The sequence below is a fragment of the Streptomyces massasporeus genome, from assembly GCF_014648995.1.
GTDB classification, from domain to species: Bacteria; Actinomycetota; Actinomycetes; order Streptomycetales; family Streptomycetaceae; genus Streptomyces; species Streptomyces massasporeus.
Genome location: NZ_BMSE01000004.1, coordinates 412,449 through 429,131 on the forward strand (window position 1 = coordinate 412,449; position 16,683 = coordinate 429,131).

The window sequence follows — 16,683 nt, forward strand, 5'->3', positions numbered from 1 at the left end:
CGCCCGTCGCTCACGGGCCTGGTGCCGCAGGGATGGTGCGCCCGCCGCATATGTGTCCCGTGCCGCAGGGCCTGTGCGCCCGCCGCTCACGGGCCTGGCGCCGCAGGGCCTGTGCGCCCGTCGCTCACGGGCCTGGTGCCGCAGGGCTGGTGTGCCCGCCGCATATGTGTCCCGTGCCGCAGGGCTAGTGCGCCCGCCGCTTACGGGCCTGGCGCCGCAGGGCCTGTGCGCCCGTCGCTCACGGGCCTGGCGCCGCAGGGCCTGTGCGCCCGCCGCATATGTGTCCCGTGCCGCAGGGCTAGTGCGCCCGCCGCTTACGGGCCTGGCGCCGCAGGGCCTGTGCGCCCGCCGCGCCCGGGGCTCGGTGCCGCGAGGCCCCGTGTGCCGGCGGACACGCACGGCTCATTGCCGCAGCGCCTGCTCCAGGGCTCGGAGGAAGGCGTCCGTCGTCCTGCGGTCCCGCACCGCCAGCCGCATCCACTCCCCGTCCAGCCCGGGGAAGGTGTCCCCGCGGCGCACGGCGTAGCCGAGGTCGCGCAGGCGCCCGCGGACGGCGGACGCCTCCGGCAGGCGGAGCAGGACGAACGGGCCCTGCGCGGGCCCGGCCACCCGCAGCCCGGCCGGGGCGAACCGGGCGAGGCCGGCCAGCAGATGGGCGCGGTCCGCGGCGATGCGGTGCGCCGCGTGGGCCGCCTCCGCCACCGCACGCGGCCCCACGCACGCCTCGGCCGCGGCCAGCGCCGGCGTCGACACCGGCCACAGCGGCTGCGCCCGCTGGAGGTCCTCGACCGTCTCCGGCGCCGCGAGCACGTAGCCGATCCGCAGACCGGCCAGCCCCCACGTCTTGGTCAGGCTGCGCAGCACCACGAGGCCCGGCACGTCGACGCGGCCGGCCAGGGCCTCGCTCTCGCCCGGCACCGCGTCCATGAACGCCTCGTCCACCACCAGCATCCGCCCGGGCCGGGCGAGTGAGGCGATCGCGTCCGCCGGGTGCAGCACCGACGTCGGGTTCGTCGGGTTGCCGATCACCACCAGGTCCGCGTCCTCGGGGACGGCGGCCGGGTCCAGCCGGAAACCGTCCTCCTCCCGCAGTAGCACCCGGCCGACGGCGTGCCCGGCGTCCCGCAGCGCCGCCTCCGGCTCCGTGAACTGGGGATGCACGACGACCGGCCGGCGTACCTTCAGCGCCCGCGCCAGCAGCACGAACGCCTCCGCCGCGCCCGCCGTCAGCAGCACCCGCTCCACCGGCAGCCCGTGCCGCGCCGCCACCGCCGCCCGCGCCGCCCGGCCGTCCGGGTAGGCCGCGAGACCGCCGAGCGACGCGGCGATGTGCTCCCGCAGCCAGAGCGGCGGCGTGTCCGCGCGGACGTTCACGGCCAGGTCGACGAGCGAACCGCCGTCGTCCCGGACCTCCGCGTCCCCGTGGTGACGCAGATCGTGCCCGCTCTCAGTGCGCATGCGAGTGAGCGCCGTGGTGGTGGCCGTGGCCGTGCCCGTGGTGGTGGTCGTCGTCGTCCGGGTGGAAGTGCGGCTGCTGCGGCATGCCCACCTTGTCCTCGAAGCCCGGCAGCGCGATGCGGTACACGCACGAGTCGCAGTTCATCCGCAGATCGCCCTTGACGGCCTCCTCGTACCGCTCCCACACCAGGTCCAGCAGCTCCGGCTCCGGCCCGATGACGTCGGCCGACAGCACCTCGACCTCCGGGTGCGCGGCGGCCCAGCCCTCCGTCTGGTGCCGTACCCGGTCCGGCAGGATGCCCGTGAACAGGAAGTAGGGCAGGACCACGATCCGCCGCGCGCCCAGCCGCACGCAGCGGTCGAGCCCGCTCGGCACGTCCGGCGCCGCCAGCGACACGAACGCCGTCTCGACACCCGCGTAGCCGCGCCCCTCCCACAGCAGCCGGGCCGCCTTGTGCACCTCGGCGTTGGCGTCCGGGTCCGTGGAGCCGCGCCCGACCAGCAGCACCGTCACGTCGGCCCGGTCGCCGGGCGTGCGGCCCGCCGACCCCAGGGCCTCGTCCAGCCGCCGCTCCAGCACGTTCAGCAGCGCCGGATGCGGACCGAGCGGACGCCCGTACGTGTACGAGATGCCCGGGTGCCGCTCCTTCTCGCGGGCCAGGGCCGCCGGGATGTCGCCCTTGGCGTGCCCGGCGGACACCAGCATCAGCGGGACGGCGGCGAAGCGCCGCACGCCCTGCTCGACCAGCTCGGTGACGGCCTCGCCCAGCGGCGGCGGGGACAGCTCGATGAAGCCGCCCGCGACGGGCAGTTCGGGGTGCCGGGCCCCCAGCCGCCGTACGAAGTCGCGGAACGCCTCGGCTCCGGCGTCGTCCCGGGTGCCGTGGCCGGCGATGAGCAGGGCGGGCGGGGTGGTCACAGTTTCTCCTCGGCGGAAGTGGGGTGGTACAGCAGGGCGTTGAGCGCGGCGGCGGCGACCGCCGACCCGCCCTTCTCGGACACGTTGCTCACGGCGGGCAGTCCGCTCTCGCGCAGCGCGGCCTTCGATTCGACGGCTCCGACGAACCCGACGGGCAGTCCGATGACGAGCGCGGGGTCGGCGTCGAGGGTCAGCAGCTCCTCCAGCGCGGTCGGCGCGTTGCCGATCACCCAGAGGGCGCCGGGGCCGACCTGTTCGTAGGCGAGCCGGACGGCGTGCGCGGACCGGGTCAGACCGGGACCGGACTCGGCGTCCCTCAGACGGCAGACGGTCTCGCGCCGGGTGATCCCGGCGCCGACCATCTCCACGTCCACGACCACGGGCGCCCCGGCGTGCAGCGCCGCGTGCGCCTTCTCCAGGTCGGCCTCGTCCAGGACGAGGTCGCCGGCGTAGTCGAGGTCGGCTGCGGAGTGGACGACCCGCTCCACGACCGCCCGGGTCAGCGGCGGGAAGTGCGAGGTGTCCAGCCGGGCGCGCATGCGCCGGTAGGACTCCACCTCGATGGGATGGACGACGCGGTTCACTCGGCGCCCTCCTGCGCTGTCTGCCAGCGGTAGCCGCGCGGGGTCACCATGCGCCCCGCGATGTCCCGGGTCGCCGTGTTGCCCACGGTCACGACCGTCATCATGTCGACCGTCGCCGGGTCGAGGGTGCCCAGGGTGGTGAGCCGGCTGGACTCGTCCGGCCGCGAGGCGTTGCGCACGACACCGACCGGTGTCTGCGGTGCCCGGTGCTCGGAGAGGATGCCCAGCGCCTTGGGGAGCTGCCAGTCACGGCCGCGCGAACGGGGGTTGTAGAAGGTGACCACGATGTCCGCCTCGGCCGCCGCCCGCACCCGCCGCTCGATGACCTCCCACGGCGTGTGCAGGTCGGACAGGCTGATCGACACGTGGTCGTGGCCCAGCGGGGCGCCCAGGATCGCACCGGCCGCGAGCGCCGCCGTCACCCCGGGCACACCGACCACGTCGATGTCGTCGGAGGCCTCGGCCAGGGCGGGGGAGGCCATGGCGTAGACGCCCGCGTCCCCGCTGCCGATCAGCGCGACGGCCTGCCCCTTGCGGGCCTCCTCGACGGCCGTGCGCGCCCGCTCCTCCTCGGCCCCGAGGCCCGACTCCAGGATCCGGGTGCCGGGCCGCAGCAGATCACGGATCTGGTCGACGTACTGGTCGAGTCCCACGAGCACGGAAGCGCGCCGCAGTTCGGCCTTCGCGCGGGGCGTCAGCAGGTCCCGCGCGCCGGGCCCGAGCCCGACCACCGCGAGCCGCCCGCGCCCCGGACGCCGTACGACCGCGCACGTCGCCATCGCCGGGCTCGCGGCCGACTTCCGCTTGGGGACGAGGAGTTCGCCCCCGCCGACGAGCGCGGCGGCCTCCGCCACGGACGGGGTCCCGACGGCCGCGAGTGGCGCGTCGGACGGGTTGGGCACGTCGACCCCGGCCAGCTCCTGCGCGGAGTACGTCACCAGCGGCACCCCGATCCGCCGCGCGGCCTCGACGATGCCGGCCTCCTCGGCCTTGGCGTCGGCGGTGGCGAGTTCGGCGACGGAAGCCACCGACAGCCCGGCCTCCCGCAGGGCGTCCCCGACCAGCCCGAGGACCTCCTCCACGGGGGCGCCCTTCGACGCCCCGACCCCGACGACCAGGGTCGGCGGACGCAGCACGGCCTCGCGCTCGGCCGCCTCCACGAGCCGGTCGGTGAGCCGGATCGTGTACGACCCCTCGTCCGTCACCGGCAGCGGCGGCAGCGGCCAGCCCACCTCGGCCCGCAGCGCCACCGCCTCGCCGTCCAGCAGCGCCCGCGAGACCCCGGCGACATCGCCCTCCACGGGCAGGCCGAGGGTGTCCAGGCCCGCCAGGTCCACGGCGTCCGTGGCCGTCGTCACCACCGGCTCGGCACCCAGCAGGTCACCCACCTCGCGGGCCAGTTCGTTGGCGCCGCCCGCGTGCCCGCCCAGCAGGGACACGGCGAACCGCCCGCCCTCGTCGACGCACACCACGCCCGGGTCCTCCGTCTTGCCGGACAGCAGCGGTGCCACCAGCCGCACCACCGCGCCCGTCGCCAGGAAGCACACGAGCTGCTCGCACTGCGCGAACGCGGTCCGTACGGCGTCCCCGACGGGACCCTCGTACACCAGGGTGCGGTCCGGCCACGCGGCGGCCAGCCGGTCCCGGGCAGCCGCTCCCGCCGCGGTGGCGGAAATGAGGCCGATCACTGGGCGACTCCTTCTTCGACAGCTGCCGGGGGCCGGACGCCCCACAGCAGGAAAACGGGGTTGGTCGCCGCGAGCCGGGTCACGTCCCCGGGCAGCGGCGCGAGCCGCGACGACTGCAGCAGCACGCCGTCGCAGCGGAGACCGGCGCTCGTCAGGGCCTCGCGCGCGGCCGGCACCCGGTCGAGCGCCGCCATGGCGACGACCACCGTGCGCCGGGCACGCCGCGCGCACGCGGCGACGATCGCGGGCAGTTCGCGCCCGCCACCCCCCACGAACACGGCGTCCGGGGTCTCGGCGAGCTCCGCCAGCGCCTCCGGTGCCGCGCCCCGCACCACCCGCACGTCCACACCGTGCGCGACGGCGTTGGCGCGGACCCGCTCCGCACCGTCCGCGGTCTTCTCCACGGCGGTCACGGCCGCACCGAGCCGCGCGCACTCCACGGCCACGGACCCCGAGCCCGCGCCCACGTCCCACACCAGGTCGCCCGGGCGCGGCCCCAGCCGGGCCAGGGCCAGCGCCCGCACCTCGAACTTGGTGATCATCGAGTCCCGGTGGGCGAACTCCGCCTCCTCCAGGGCCCAGCCGGCGGGCCGCTCCCCGGGCCCCGCGACCGTCCGCACCGGGCCGAGAGCCCGTGCCTCGTCCAGACACAGCACCACGTTCACCGCCGTGCCCCAGTCCCGGGCGGCGGCCTCGGCGGGCGTCACCCGCTCCACGCGCTCCGCGTCCGAGCCGAGCCCGGACGCGACGACCAGCACCCGCGCCGCGTTCCGCAACGCGGCACCCAGCTCCGCCGGGCCCGCGCCCGGACCGGTCAGCACGGCCGTCTTCGGCTGCGCCCGGCACACGTTGACGGCCGTCCGCAGCTCCCGCCCGTGGGCGCTCACCACCACGGCGTCGTCCCACGGCAGCCCGATCCGGGCGAACGCGGCGGCGACCGACGACACGCCGGGCCGCACGTCCAGCCGCTCCGGCCCGAACCGCTCGGCCAGCACCCGCACGATCCCGAAGAACCCGGGGTCGCCGGAGGCCAGCACCACGACGGGCCGGTCCTTCGCGACGTACTCGCCGATGGTGTCGAGGGCCGGCGCGAGAGGCCCGAGCACGACCCGCTCCGCCGTCTCCGGCAGCCGTACGGCGTCCAGATGCCGCCGCCCGCCCACCACCAGCTCGGCACCGGCGAGGACGCCGTCGGAAGGCGCCGCCCCCGTCCCCGTGCCGACCACCGTGATCACGTACTCGCCCCCCGCTCGCGCAGCGCCCGGCGGGCCTCCGGGTCGGCCTTGCGGTACCCGTGGAAGTGCCCCGGGTGGTACAGGTGCGAGCGCGTGCCGTGGGCGTCGAGCGCCGGGCCGACCAGGAACAGGGTGTGCTTCCAGAGCTTGTGCTCCTTGACCGTCTCCTCCAGCGTGCCGATCGTGCACGTCACGACCAGCTCCTCCGGCCAGGTCGCCTGGTACGCCACCACGACCGGCGTCGTCGTCGGGTAGCCGCCCTCCAGCAGCTCCCGCACGAGCTGTCCGCTGCGGGCGGCGGAGAGGAACACCGCCATGGTGGTGCCGTGCTTGGCGAACTCCCGGACCTCCTCCCCGGGCGGCATGGGCGTCTTGCCGCCGCCGAGCCGGGTCAGCACGACCGACTGCGCGACCTCCGGGATGGTCAGCTCGCGCTGCGCGAGCGCCGCGACGGCGGAGAAGGAGGACACCCCGGGCACGATCTCGGTCGCGATGCCGATCTCGGCACAGCGGTCGACCTGCTCCTGCGTGCCGCCCCACAGGGCCGGGTCGCCGGAGTGGATACGGGCGACCTTCAGCCCCTCGGCGCGGGCCCGCTCGTACACCGCGACGACGTCCTCCAGGGACATGGTCGCCGAGTCGAGGATCTCCGCGTCCTCGCGGGCGTGTTCGAGGACCTCCTCCTGGACCAGGCTGGCCGCCCAGATCACCACGTCGGCCTCGGCGATGGCGCGCGCGGCGCGGAACGTCAGCAGGTCGGCGGCGCCGGGGCCGGCGCCGACGAAGGTCACTTTGCCGGCGGGGGCGTCGGCCATGGGATGGGTCCTTTCGTGGTTCACGGGTGTCACAACTTGCCGCCGCGTCCGCCGTCGCGCCGGGCGGGCGCGATGAGCGTCGACAGGTAGGGCAGGGGAGCGCCGTCGAGGTCGGCGGCCGGGCGGATCGACTCCTCCGTGAGTCCCAGCGCCGAGCCCCAGACCGCGTCCTCGATCCGCCCGGTCTCGCGCAGCGCCTCGGCGACCTCGTGCGCCTGCCGGCCGAACTTGTAGGCGACGACGGTGCCGGGCCCGGCGAGGGCTTCCTTCAGCACGGTCGCCCCGGCGGTGACCGGCACCAGCGTGAGCGGCTCGGTCCCCTCGGTCAGCACGGCGCCCGACCGGGCGGCGAGGTCCTGCATGGCGGTGATCCCGGGCACGGTCTCGATGACGGTGCCGGGCACGAGCGCGTCGATGGTCTGCGCGAGATAGGTGAAGGTCGAGTACACGTTGGGGTCGCCGATGGTCGCGAAGGCCACGGAGTCGTGCGCGCGCAGCAGTTCGGCGACGCGTCCGCCCGCCGCGTCCCAGGCGGCCTCGCGCCGCCCCCGGTCGCTGCGCTCGTTCAGCGCGAACACGACCCGGACGACCTTCTCCTCGGGCACGTAGTGCAACACGGTCGCCTCGGCCCGGCCGCGCTCCCCGCTGTCCATCACGGGGACCACGACGACATCGGCCTCCCGCAGGGCGTTGACGCCCTTGACGGTGACCAGCTCCGGATCCCCGGGGCCCACCCCGACTCCGACCAGCCTGTTGCTCATGACGTCCGGCACCTCTCCACGAACCTACGGGCGACACCGGGCTCGGACGCCCAGTGCGTGTGCAGATAGCTCGCGTGCACACCGCGCTCTACGAAACCTTCGACCCGCGGCCGCGGGCCGCGGACCCCCCAGGCGGGCTCCGTCCCCGAGCCGGGCTCCACGGCGGTCCGGTGGAACTCGTGCCCCCGCATCCGGGTCCCGGCCGCCGCGAGCACACTGTCGCCCAGGGCCACGGCGTCCCGGTAGCCCAGAGTGAGCCGCTCGGTCATCCGCGCCGAGGCGTCCAGCACCCCGCACATCGGCAGCCCGTCCAGCTCCCGGCACAGATACAGCAGCCCGGCACACTCGGCGGCGACGGGAGCGCCGCTTGCCGCCAGCGCGGCAACGGCCTTGCGCAGGGGTTCATTGGCGGACAGCTCCGAGGCGTACACCTCGGGGAACCCGCCCCCGATCACCAACCCGGCGGTCCCTTCGGGCAGTTCCTCGTCCCGCAGGGGGTCGAAGGTGACGACGTCGGCACCGGCGGCGGTGAGGAGTTCGGTGGTCTCGGCGTAGGAGAAGGTGAACGCCTCCCCGCCGGCAACAGCGACAACCAGCCCGTCCGGCGCTTGAGGACCAGGCCGTTCAGGCCGACCGGGGGTCCGGGGGGCGGCGGAGCCCCCCGGCGGGGTCGAAGGGGCGGAGCCCCTGGAGGACGGGGAGGGTAGGGGCGGCGGGGGCGAGGAAACGACCTCGGCCGCATCCCAAGCCGCACTCGACAAGGCCCCCGCGCTCCGTGCCAGCCCCGCCAACGCATCCAGATCACAACCCTCGGAGACCTGCGCAGCCATCGCCGCAACCGCCTCCACCGCGGCGGCGTGCCGCTCGGCGACCGGCACCAGCCCCAAATGCCGCGACGGCGTGTCCACCTGCGCAGCCCGCCGCAACACCCCCAGCACCGGCACCCCGGCCTGCTCCAACGCCTCCCGCAACAGCTCCTCGTGCCGGTCCGAGGCGACCTTGTTGAGGATCACGCCCCCGACCCGTACCTCCGGGTCCCAGGAGGCGAACCCGTGCACCAGCGCCGCCACCGACCGGGACTGCGACGACGCGTCCACGACCAGCACCACCGGTGCCCGCAACAGCTTCGCGACATGGGCCGTGGACGCGAGTTCCCCCTCGCCCGCAGCCCCGTCGTACAGCCCCATCACGCCCTCGACGACGGCGATGTCACACCCCTGTGCCCCGTGCAGGAACAGCGGCCCGACCAGCTCGGGCCCGCACAGGTACGCGTCGAGGTTCCGTCCCACCCGCCCGGTCGCGAGCGCGTGGTACCCGGGGTCGATGTAGTCCGGCCCGACCTTGTGCGGGGACACGGCGAGCCCCCGCGCGGCGAACGCGGCCATCAACCCCGTGGCGACGGTGGTCTTGCCGCTGCCCGAGGAGGGCGCGGCGACGACCAGCCGAGGGACGGAAGCACTCACCACTCGATGCCCCTCTGGCCCTTCTGGCCCGCGTCCATCGGATGCTTGACCTTGGACATGTCGGTCACGAGGTCGGCGAAGTCCACGAGCTTCTCCGGCGCGTTCCGCCCGGTGATGACGACGTGCTGAGTCCCGGGCCGGTCCCGCAGCACGGAGATCACCTCGTCCGTGTCCACCCAGCCCCAGTGCATCGGGTAGGCGAACTCGTCCAGCACGTACAGCCGGTACGTCTCGGCCGCCAGGTCCCGCTTGACCTGCTCCCAGCCCTCCCGGGCCTTCTCCTCGTTGGTCGAGTTGTCACCCTGGATGTCGCGCTGCACCCAGGACCAGCCCTCGCCCATCTTGTGCCAGTCGACGGACCCGCCCTCGCCGGAGGCGCCGAGCACCCGCAGCGCGTTCTCCTCGCCGACCTTCCACTTCGCCGACTTGACGAACTGGAACACCCCGATCGGCCACCCCTGGTTCCAGGCCCGCAGCGCGAGCCCGAAGGCGGCGGTGGACTTGCCCTTGCCGACACCCGTGTGGACGACGACCAGCGGCCGGTTCCGCCGCTGGCGGGTCGTCAGTCCGTCGTCCGGCACCACACTCGGCTGTCCCTGCGGCATTACGCGGCCCTCCTCTGCACGTCCTTCACGAGCCCGGCGATGCTGTCCGCCCGCAGCTCGTCCAATGTCACGGCCGTACCGCCCAGTTCACCGGCGAGCTGCCCGGCGAGCCCCAGTCGCACCGGCCCCGACTCGCAGTCCACGACGACCGAGGCGACCCCGTCGGCCGCGAACAGCCGGGCCGCCCGCCCGGCCAGGGCGACCGGCTCCGGGCCGCCGGTGGCGCGCCCGTCCGTCACCAGCACGACCAGCGGCCGCCGCGCGGGATCGCGCAGCCGCTCCACGCGCAGCACGTCGTGCGCCCGCAGCAGCCCCGCCGCGAGCGGCGTCCGCCCGCCCGTCGGCAGCGTCTCCAGGCTGGCCGCCGCCGCGTCCACCGACGAGGTCGGCGGCAGCGCGACGTCCGCCTCCGTGCCGCGGAAGGTCACCAGGCCCACCTTGTCGCGCCGCTGATAGGCGTCCAGCAGCAGCGACAGCACGGCGCCCTTCACGGCGCTCATCCGCTGCCGTGCCGCCATCGACCCCGAGGCGTCCACGACGAACAGCACGAGATTGCCCTCGCGCCCCTCGCGGGTGGCCTGCCGCAGATCGTCCCGGCGCACCACCAGGCCCGGCCCGGACCGTCCGCGCGCCCGCTGGTGCGGCGCCGCCGCCTGCACGGTCGCCGCCAGGTGCAGCTTGGTGAGCGCGCCCCGGGGCCGCCGGGCCCCGGTCGTCCGCCCGTGCTCGGTCCGCGCCCGCGAACGCCGCCCGGCGGCACCCTCGCCGATGCCGGGCACGCTCAGCACCTTGGTGCGGAACGGCTCCGACGCCCGTACGGCCGACTGCTCGCCGGCGCCCGTCGGCTGCGGCTGCCCGCCCTCGCCGGCCTCGGGCCGGGCCGCGGTGTCGTCGCCGCCCTGGGGCGCGTCGTCGGGTTCCGGCTGTCCGCCGCCCCCGCCGGGCCCGTCCGGGCCGGGGTCCGGATCCGGGTCGTCGTCGTCCGAGCCGCCGAACTCCTCCAGGGTCTCGTCGAGCTTGTCCTCGTCGAGCCCCGGCGCGTCGAAGGGGTTGCGCCGCCGCCGGTGCGGCAGCGCGAGCAGAGCCGCCTGCCGGACGTCCTCGGCGAGCACCTCCGTGCGCCCGGCCCAGGCGGCCAGCGCGGTGGCGGTCCGCGCCATCACGATGTCGGCGCGCATGCCGTCGACCTCGAAGGCCGCGCAGGTCGCCGCGATCTGCCGCAGCGCCCCGTCGCCCAGCCGCACGGACGGCAGCAGCTCCCGCGCGGCGACGATCCGCGCCCGTACCGCGGCCTCCTCCTCGGCCCAGCGCGCGGCGAAGGCGGCCGGGTCGTCGTCGTAGGCCAGGCGCCGCCTGACGACCTCCACCCGCTGGTCCGGCTCCCGCGAGGCCGCGACCTCCACGGTCAGCCCGAACCGGTCGAGCAACTGCGGCCGCAGCTCGCCCTCTTCGGGGTTCATGGTGCCGACGAGCAGGAAGCGGGCCGCGTGCCGCACGGAGACGCCCTCGCGTTCCACGTACGAGGCGCCCATCGCGGCGGCGTCCAGCAGCAGGTCGACCAGGTGGTCGTGGAGGAGGTTGACCTCGTCGACGTAGAGGATCCCGCGGTGCGCGTCGGCCAGCAGGCCCGGCTCGAAGGCCTTCACGCCCTCCGAGAGGGCCCGCTCGATGTCCAGTGCGCCCACGAGCCGGTCCTCGGAGGCGCCGACGGGCAGTTCGACCATGCGCGCGGCCCGGGTCTCGAACGCCCCCGGCTCGTGCGGCCCGTCGGGGCAGCCGGGGTCGGGGGAGCCGGGGTCGCAGGAGAAGCGGCAGCCGGAGACGACGTCCAGCGTCGGCATGAGCGCCGACAGCGCCCGCACCGCCGTCGACTTGGCCGTGCCCTTCTCGCCGCGCACCAGCACACCGCCGACCGCCGGGGACACCGCGTTCAGCAGCAGCGCGAGCCGCAGGTCGTCCTGGCCCACGAGGGCCGTGAACGGAAAGGGGGTGCTCACTTCTCGTCGCCCTCCAAGTCGCCTTCGAGTTCCAGATAGGTGGCGCGCAGCCGTTCCAGCGTCTCCGCGTCCGGTTCGGCCCACAGGCCGCGGTCGGCGGCCTCCAGCAGCCGCTCGGTGATGCCGCGCAGCGCCCAGGGGTTGGACTTCTTCATGAAGTCCCGGTTCTCCGGGTCGAAGACGTACTCGGCGCTGAGTTTCTCGTACATCCAGTCGTCCACGACCCCGGCCGTGGCGTCGTACCCGAACAGGTAGTCCACGGTCGCCGCCATCTCGAAGGCGCCCTTGTAGCCGTGCCGCCGCATGGCCGCCATCCAGCGCGGGTTGACCACCCGGGCGCGGAAGACGCGGTGCGTCTCCTCGCCGAGCGTGCGGGTCTTCACCTGGTCCGGGGTGGCCGAGTCGCCGACATACGCCTCGGGGCTGGCGCCCGTCAGGTGCCGCACCATGGCCACCATGCCGCCGTGGTACTGGAAGTAGTCGTCGGCGTCGACCAGGTCGTGCTCACGGGTGTCGACGTTCTTCGCGGCGACCGCGATCCGCTTGAACGCCGTCTCCATGTCCCCGCGCGCGGCCCGCCCGTCGAGCCCCCGGCCGTAGGCGTAGCCGCCCCACACCGCGTACACCTCGGCGAGGTCCGCGTCGGAGCGCCAGTTGCGGGCGTCGATCAGCGGCAGCAGACCGGCCCCGTACGCCCCCGGCTTGGAGCCGAAGATGCGAGCCGTGGCCCGGCGGCGGTCGCCGTGCTCGGCGGTGTCCTGGTCGGCGTGGGCCCGGACGTAGTTGGACTCCGCGGGCTCGTCCAGCTCGGCGACGGCGCGGACGGCGTCGTCGATCAGGCCCACGACGTGCGGGAACGCGTCCCGGAAGAAGCCCGAGATGCGGACCGTCACATCGATGCGCGGCCGGCCGAGCTCCGCCAGGGGGACCACCTCGAACCCGGTCACGCGCCGCGAGGCGTCATCCCACACCGGCCGGCAGCCCAGCAGCGCCAGGATCTCGGCGATGTCGTCGCCCTGGGTGCGCATCGCCGAGGTGCCCCACACCGTCAGCCCGACGGACGTCGGGTACTCACCGGTGTCCTGCAGATACCGCTGCACCAGCGAGTCCGCGAGCGACTGCCCGACCTCCCAGCTCAGCCGGGACGGAATGGCCTTGGGGTCGACGGAGTAGAAGTTCCGGCCCGTCGGCAGGACGTTGACCAGCCCGCGGGTCGGCGAACCGGAGGGGCCGGCCGGGACGTAACCGCCGTTCAGGGCCCGCAGGATGTGCCCGATCTCGTCGGTGGTCTTCTCCAGCCGGGGCACGACCTCGGTGCAGGCGAACTCCAGCACCGCGACGGCTTCCGGCAGTTCGGTGCCGAGGACCTCCCGGACCAGCGGCGCGCTCTCGGCGACCGCCCAGCCGCGCTCCTCCATGCCCTCCGCGATCCGTCGGCACAGCTGCTCCAGCAGGTCGATCGCGTCGGCGGCACTGCGCGAGGGGCCGTCCACCAGGTCCGTCAACTCGACGGGCACCTTCACCGGAGCGCCCGGCTCGGCCAGCAGCTCCTTCTCCACCAGCCCGAAGTGCTGAGCCAGTGATGCCCGCAGGCCCGGCAGCGCGTTGGCCTGCCCGCCCCACACCTGCGAGGCGCGCAGCACGGCCAGCACGAGGTTGACGCGCGGCTCGCCGACCGGACCGCCGCCCAGGATGTGCAGTCCGTCGCGGATCTGCACGTCCTTGATCTCGCACAGATAGCCGTCGATGTGCATGACGAACTCGTCGAACTCCGCGTCGTCCGGCTGCTCGTCGACGTGCAGGTCGTGGTGGAGCTCGGCCGCCTTCACCAGCGTCCAGATCTGGGCGCGCACGGTCGGGGCCTTCGCCGGGTCCAGGTCGGAGACCAGCGCGTACTCGTCGAGGAGCTGCTCCAGCTTGGCCAGGTCGCCGTAGGTGTCGGCGCGGGCCATCGGCGGCACGAGGTGGTCGACGACCGTGGCGTGCCCGCGCCGCTTGGCCTGGGTGCCCTCGCCCGGGTCGTTGACGATGAACGGGTAGATCAGCGGCAGGTCCCCGAGGACCGCGTCCGGGGCGCAGCCCCCGCTGAGCCCGAGGCCCTTGCCCGGCAGCCACTCCATGGTGCCGTGCTTGCCCATGTGCACGATGGCGTCGGCGCCGAAGCTGTTCTCCAGCCAGCGGTAGGCCGCCATGTAGTGGTGGGACGGCGGCATGTCCGGGTCGTGGTAGATCGCGATCGGGTTCTCGCCGAAGCCGCGCGGCGGCTGGATCATCACGACGACGTTCCCGAACTGCAGGGACGCCAGCACGATGTCGTCGCCGTCGACGTACAGACTGCCCGGCGGCTCGCCCCACGCCTCGGTCATGGCGTCCTTCAGCTCCGGGTCGAGCTTCTCGAACCACGCCCGGTAGTCGGCCAGCGGCACCCGCGCGGGCGCGGCGGCCAGCTGCTCCTCCGTCAGCCACTCCACGTCGTGCCCACCGGCGTTGATGAGCCGGTGGATCAGCTCGTCACCCTCGTCCGGATGCCCCTCGACGACGTACCCGGCGTCCCGCAGCGCGTCCAGCACGCGCACCGCCGAGGCCGGGGTGTCCAGCCCGACCGCGTTGCCGACGCGGGAGTGCTTGGTCGGGTACGCGGTGAACACCAGCGCGAGCTTCTTGTCCGCGTTCTCCTTGTGCTTCAGCCGCGCGTGCCGTACGGCGATGCCGGCGACGCGCCCCGCACGCTCCGGGTCGGCGACGTAGACGGGCACGTCGTCCGGACCCTGCTCCTTGAAGGAGAACGGCACGGTGATCAGCCGCCCGTCGAACTCCGGGATGGCCACCTGCATCGCGGCGTCCATGGGGGAGAGGGCGGCGTCCGAGTCCGCCCAGGCCTGCCGCGACGACGTGAGACACAGGCCCTGCAGCACGGGAATGTCCAGCTCGGCGAGGGCGCCGATGTCCCAGGCCTCCTCGTCGCCGCCCGCCGAGGCCTGCGAGGCGTGGGTGCCGCCCGCGGCGAGGACGGTGGCGACCAGGGTGTCCGCCTGCCCGAGGATCTCGTACAGCCCCGCGTCCGCCCCGCGCAGCGAACCGCAGTACACGGGAAGCGCGTTGGCGCCCCGCGCCTCGATCGCGTCGCACAGGGTGTCCACGAAGCCGGTGTTGCCGCTCAGCTCGTGCGCCCGGTAGAAGAGCACGCCGACGGTCGGACGGCCCGGCACGAGTTCACGCTCGCCGTGGACGCCGTACTCGGGCATCTTCCGCGGCTCGTCGAACCCCTCGCCCGTCAGCAGCACGGTGTCGGAGAGGAACCGGGCGAGTTCGGTGAGGTTGTCCGGCCCGCCCTCCACGAGGTACCTCAGCGCCTCGGCGACGACACCGGCCGGCACGGACGACTCGGCCATCAGCTCCGCGTCCGGCACGGCCTCGCCGCCGAGCAGCACGGTCGGGATGCCGGACGCCTTCAGCGCGGCGAGCCCGTCCTCCCAGGCCCGCTTGCCGCCGAGCAGCCGGACGACGGCGATGCCCGCCCCGTCCAGCAGGGCCGGCAGCTCCTCCCGGACGTCCACGCGGGTCGGGTTGCCGATCCGGTAGTCGGCACCGGAGGCGGCCCGGGCCGCCAGCAGGTCCGTGTCGGCGGTGGACAACAACAACACAGTGCTCATGCGGGTGCTCCCGGTGGAATGAAGGGCAGTCCTTGCGGCGCGCCGGACTCGATGAGCCGCCACAGCGCGTCGGTGTCCGCGTGCTGTTCGATCAGGTCGCCGAGCCGGTCGAGCTGCTCCTCGCGCAGCGCGGCGAACGAGGTGTCCGGCGCGGGCACGAAGCGGCGGCCCGCGGCGGCCGCCACCTCGCGCAGAAAGGCCCGCCGGAAGCCGTCCGACTCCAGCGAGCCGTGCCAGTGCGTGCCCCAGGTCTGGCCGACCCGGCAGCCGTCAAGGAAGGGGGTGCCGCCCTGGACTTCGGCGACGCCGTGGTGGATCTCGTAGCCCTCGACGCGTTCCCCGAGGGCCTCGCCCCGCGGCCTGGTGAGGGTCTTCTCGCGAGCGAACCGCACCCGCACGGGCAGGATCCCGAGCCCGTCGACGTGACCCCGGCGGCTCTCCACGGCGTCCTCGATGTGCTCGCCGAGGATCTGGAAGCCGCCGCAGATGCCGAGGACGGGCCGCTGCTCGGCGGCCCTGCGGACCAGGGCGTCGGCGAGCCCGCGTTCGCGCAGCCACTCCAGCGCCCTGACCGTCCCGCGGGTGCCGGGCACGATGACGAGGTCGGCGTCGGACAGTTCCTCCGGCCGGTCCACGAACCGCACCACGACGCCCGGTTCGGCGGCCAGCGCGTCCACGTCGGTGAAGTTGGACATGAGCGGCACGGCGCAGACCGCGACGCGCAGCACGTCCTCGCCGACCGGCGGGGCGACCACGGACTCCCGCACGGCTCCCCGCAGGGAGACCCTGAGGCCGTCCTCCTCGTCGATCCCGAGCCCGTGCCGGAACGGCAGCACGCCGTAGGTCTTCCGCCCCGTGAGCCCGTGCAGCATGTCCAGGCCCGGCTCCAGCAGGGAGACGTCCCCGCGGAACTTGTTGACGAGGAACCCGGCGACGCAACGCTGGTCCTCGGGCGACAACAGCGCCACCGTCCCGAAGAACGAGGCGAACACCCCGCCCCGGTCGATGTCGCCGACGACGAGCACGGGCAACCCGGCGTTCCGGGCGATCCCCATGTTCACGATGTCCGTCCGCCGCAGGTTGATCTCGGCGGGAGAACCCGCCCCCTCACAGATCACCGCGTCATACGTGCCCCGCAACTGCTCCAGGCAGTCCAGCACCGTCCCGAGCAGCCGCTGTTGCCGTCCGCCGTGGTAGCCGCGCGCACTCATCTCCCCGACCGGCTTGCCCAGCAGCACGACCTGACTGCTCTGCTCGCCACCGGGCTTGAGCAGCACCGGGTTCATCAGCGCGGTCGGCTCGACCCGGCAGGCCTGCGCCTGCATGGCCTGCGCCCGCCCGATCTCGGCCCCCTCCGTGGTCACGAAGGAGTTCAGGGACATGTTCTGCGCCTTGAAGGGCGCGACTTTGACGCCCTGCCGCACCAGCCACCGGCAGATCCCGGCGGTCACGACGCTCTTGCCGGCGTCGGAGGTGGTTCCGGCGACGAGAAGCCCACCGCTCAT

The 16,683-nt window shown here is 74.5% G+C and carries 12 protein-coding genes; all 12 read right to left on the reverse strand.

Annotated elements, in window-relative coordinates:
• Window positions 1-402: 402 nt before the first annotated feature.
• The 12 genes from cobC to IE153_RS13495 are packed head-to-tail and all read right to left on the reverse strand — an operon-like array spanning window position 403 to window position 16,683.
• Window positions 403-1,458, reverse strand: coding sequence for an Rv2231c family histidinol phosphate aminotransferase CobC (gene cobC, locus IE153_RS13440; RefSeq protein ID WP_189589932.1), 1,056 nt, complete (start codon window positions 1,456-1,458; stop codon window positions 403-405).
• Window positions 1,448-2,377 (reverse strand): sirohydrochlorin chelatase, encoded by a 930-nt coding sequence (locus tag IE153_RS13445; RefSeq protein ID WP_189589933.1) that lies wholly within the window; start codon window positions 2,375-2,377, stop codon window positions 1,448-1,450. The genes cobC and IE153_RS13445 overlap by 11 nt, the downstream gene beginning before the upstream one ends.
• Window positions 2,374-2,961, reverse strand: coding sequence for a precorrin-8X methylmutase (locus IE153_RS13450; RefSeq protein ID WP_189589934.1), 588 nt, complete (start codon window positions 2,959-2,961; stop codon window positions 2,374-2,376). The genes IE153_RS13445 and IE153_RS13450 overlap by 4 nt, the downstream gene beginning before the upstream one ends.
• On the reverse strand, window positions 2,958-4,649 hold the full coding sequence (gene cobJ / locus IE153_RS13455) for a precorrin-3B C(17)-methyltransferase (RefSeq protein WP_189589935.1): 1,692 nt from the start codon (window positions 4,647-4,649) through the stop codon (window positions 2,958-2,960). Before cobJ ends, IE153_RS13450 begins: the two co-directional genes overlap by 4 nt.
• Window positions 4,646-5,884, reverse strand: coding sequence for a precorrin-6y C5,15-methyltransferase (decarboxylating) subunit CbiE (gene cbiE / locus IE153_RS13460; protein WP_189589936.1), 1,239 nt, complete (start codon window positions 5,882-5,884; stop codon window positions 4,646-4,648). Before cbiE ends, cobJ begins: the two co-directional genes overlap by 4 nt.
• Window positions 5,881-6,699, reverse strand: coding sequence for a precorrin-4 C(11)-methyltransferase (gene cobM / locus IE153_RS13465; RefSeq protein WP_189589937.1), 819 nt, complete (start codon window positions 6,697-6,699; stop codon window positions 5,881-5,883). The genes cbiE and cobM overlap by 4 nt, the downstream gene beginning before the upstream one ends.
• Before the next feature lie 29 nt (window positions 6,700-6,728).
• Complete coding sequence (cobI, locus tag IE153_RS13470; protein ID WP_189589938.1) at window positions 6,729-7,460, reverse strand: precorrin-2 C(20)-methyltransferase; 732 nt, start codon at window positions 7,458-7,460, stop codon at window positions 6,729-6,731.
• On the reverse strand, window positions 7,457-8,923 hold the full coding sequence (locus tag IE153_RS13475; protein WP_189589939.1) for a cobyrinic acid a,c-diamide synthase CobB: 1,467 nt from the start codon (window positions 8,921-8,923) through the stop codon (window positions 7,457-7,459). Before IE153_RS13475 ends, cobI begins: the two co-directional genes overlap by 4 nt.
• Window positions 8,920-9,528 carry a cob(I)yrinic acid a,c-diamide adenosyltransferase gene (cobO, locus tag IE153_RS13480; RefSeq protein WP_189589940.1) on the reverse strand — a complete coding sequence of 203 codons (609 nt, stop codon included), beginning with the start codon at window positions 9,526-9,528 and terminating at the stop codon, window positions 8,920-8,922. The genes IE153_RS13475 and cobO overlap by 4 nt, the downstream gene beginning before the upstream one ends.
• The gene (locus IE153_RS13485; protein WP_189589941.1) at window positions 9,528-11,525 is read right to left on the reverse strand and encodes a putative cobaltochelatase; all 1,998 of its coding nucleotides are present in this window, start codon (window positions 11,523-11,525) and stop codon (window positions 9,528-9,530) included. The genes cobO and IE153_RS13485 overlap by 1 nt, the downstream gene beginning before the upstream one ends.
• Window positions 11,522-15,178 (reverse strand): cobaltochelatase subunit CobN, encoded by a 3,657-nt coding sequence (gene cobN, locus IE153_RS13490; RefSeq protein ID WP_189589942.1) that lies wholly within the window; start codon window positions 15,176-15,178, stop codon window positions 11,522-11,524. The genes IE153_RS13485 and cobN overlap by 4 nt, the downstream gene beginning before the upstream one ends.
• A complete protein-coding gene (locus IE153_RS13495; RefSeq protein ID WP_189589943.1) occupies window positions 15,175-16,683 on the reverse strand; it encodes a cobyric acid synthase in 1,509 nt (502 codons plus the stop codon). Before IE153_RS13495 ends, cobN begins: the two co-directional genes overlap by 4 nt.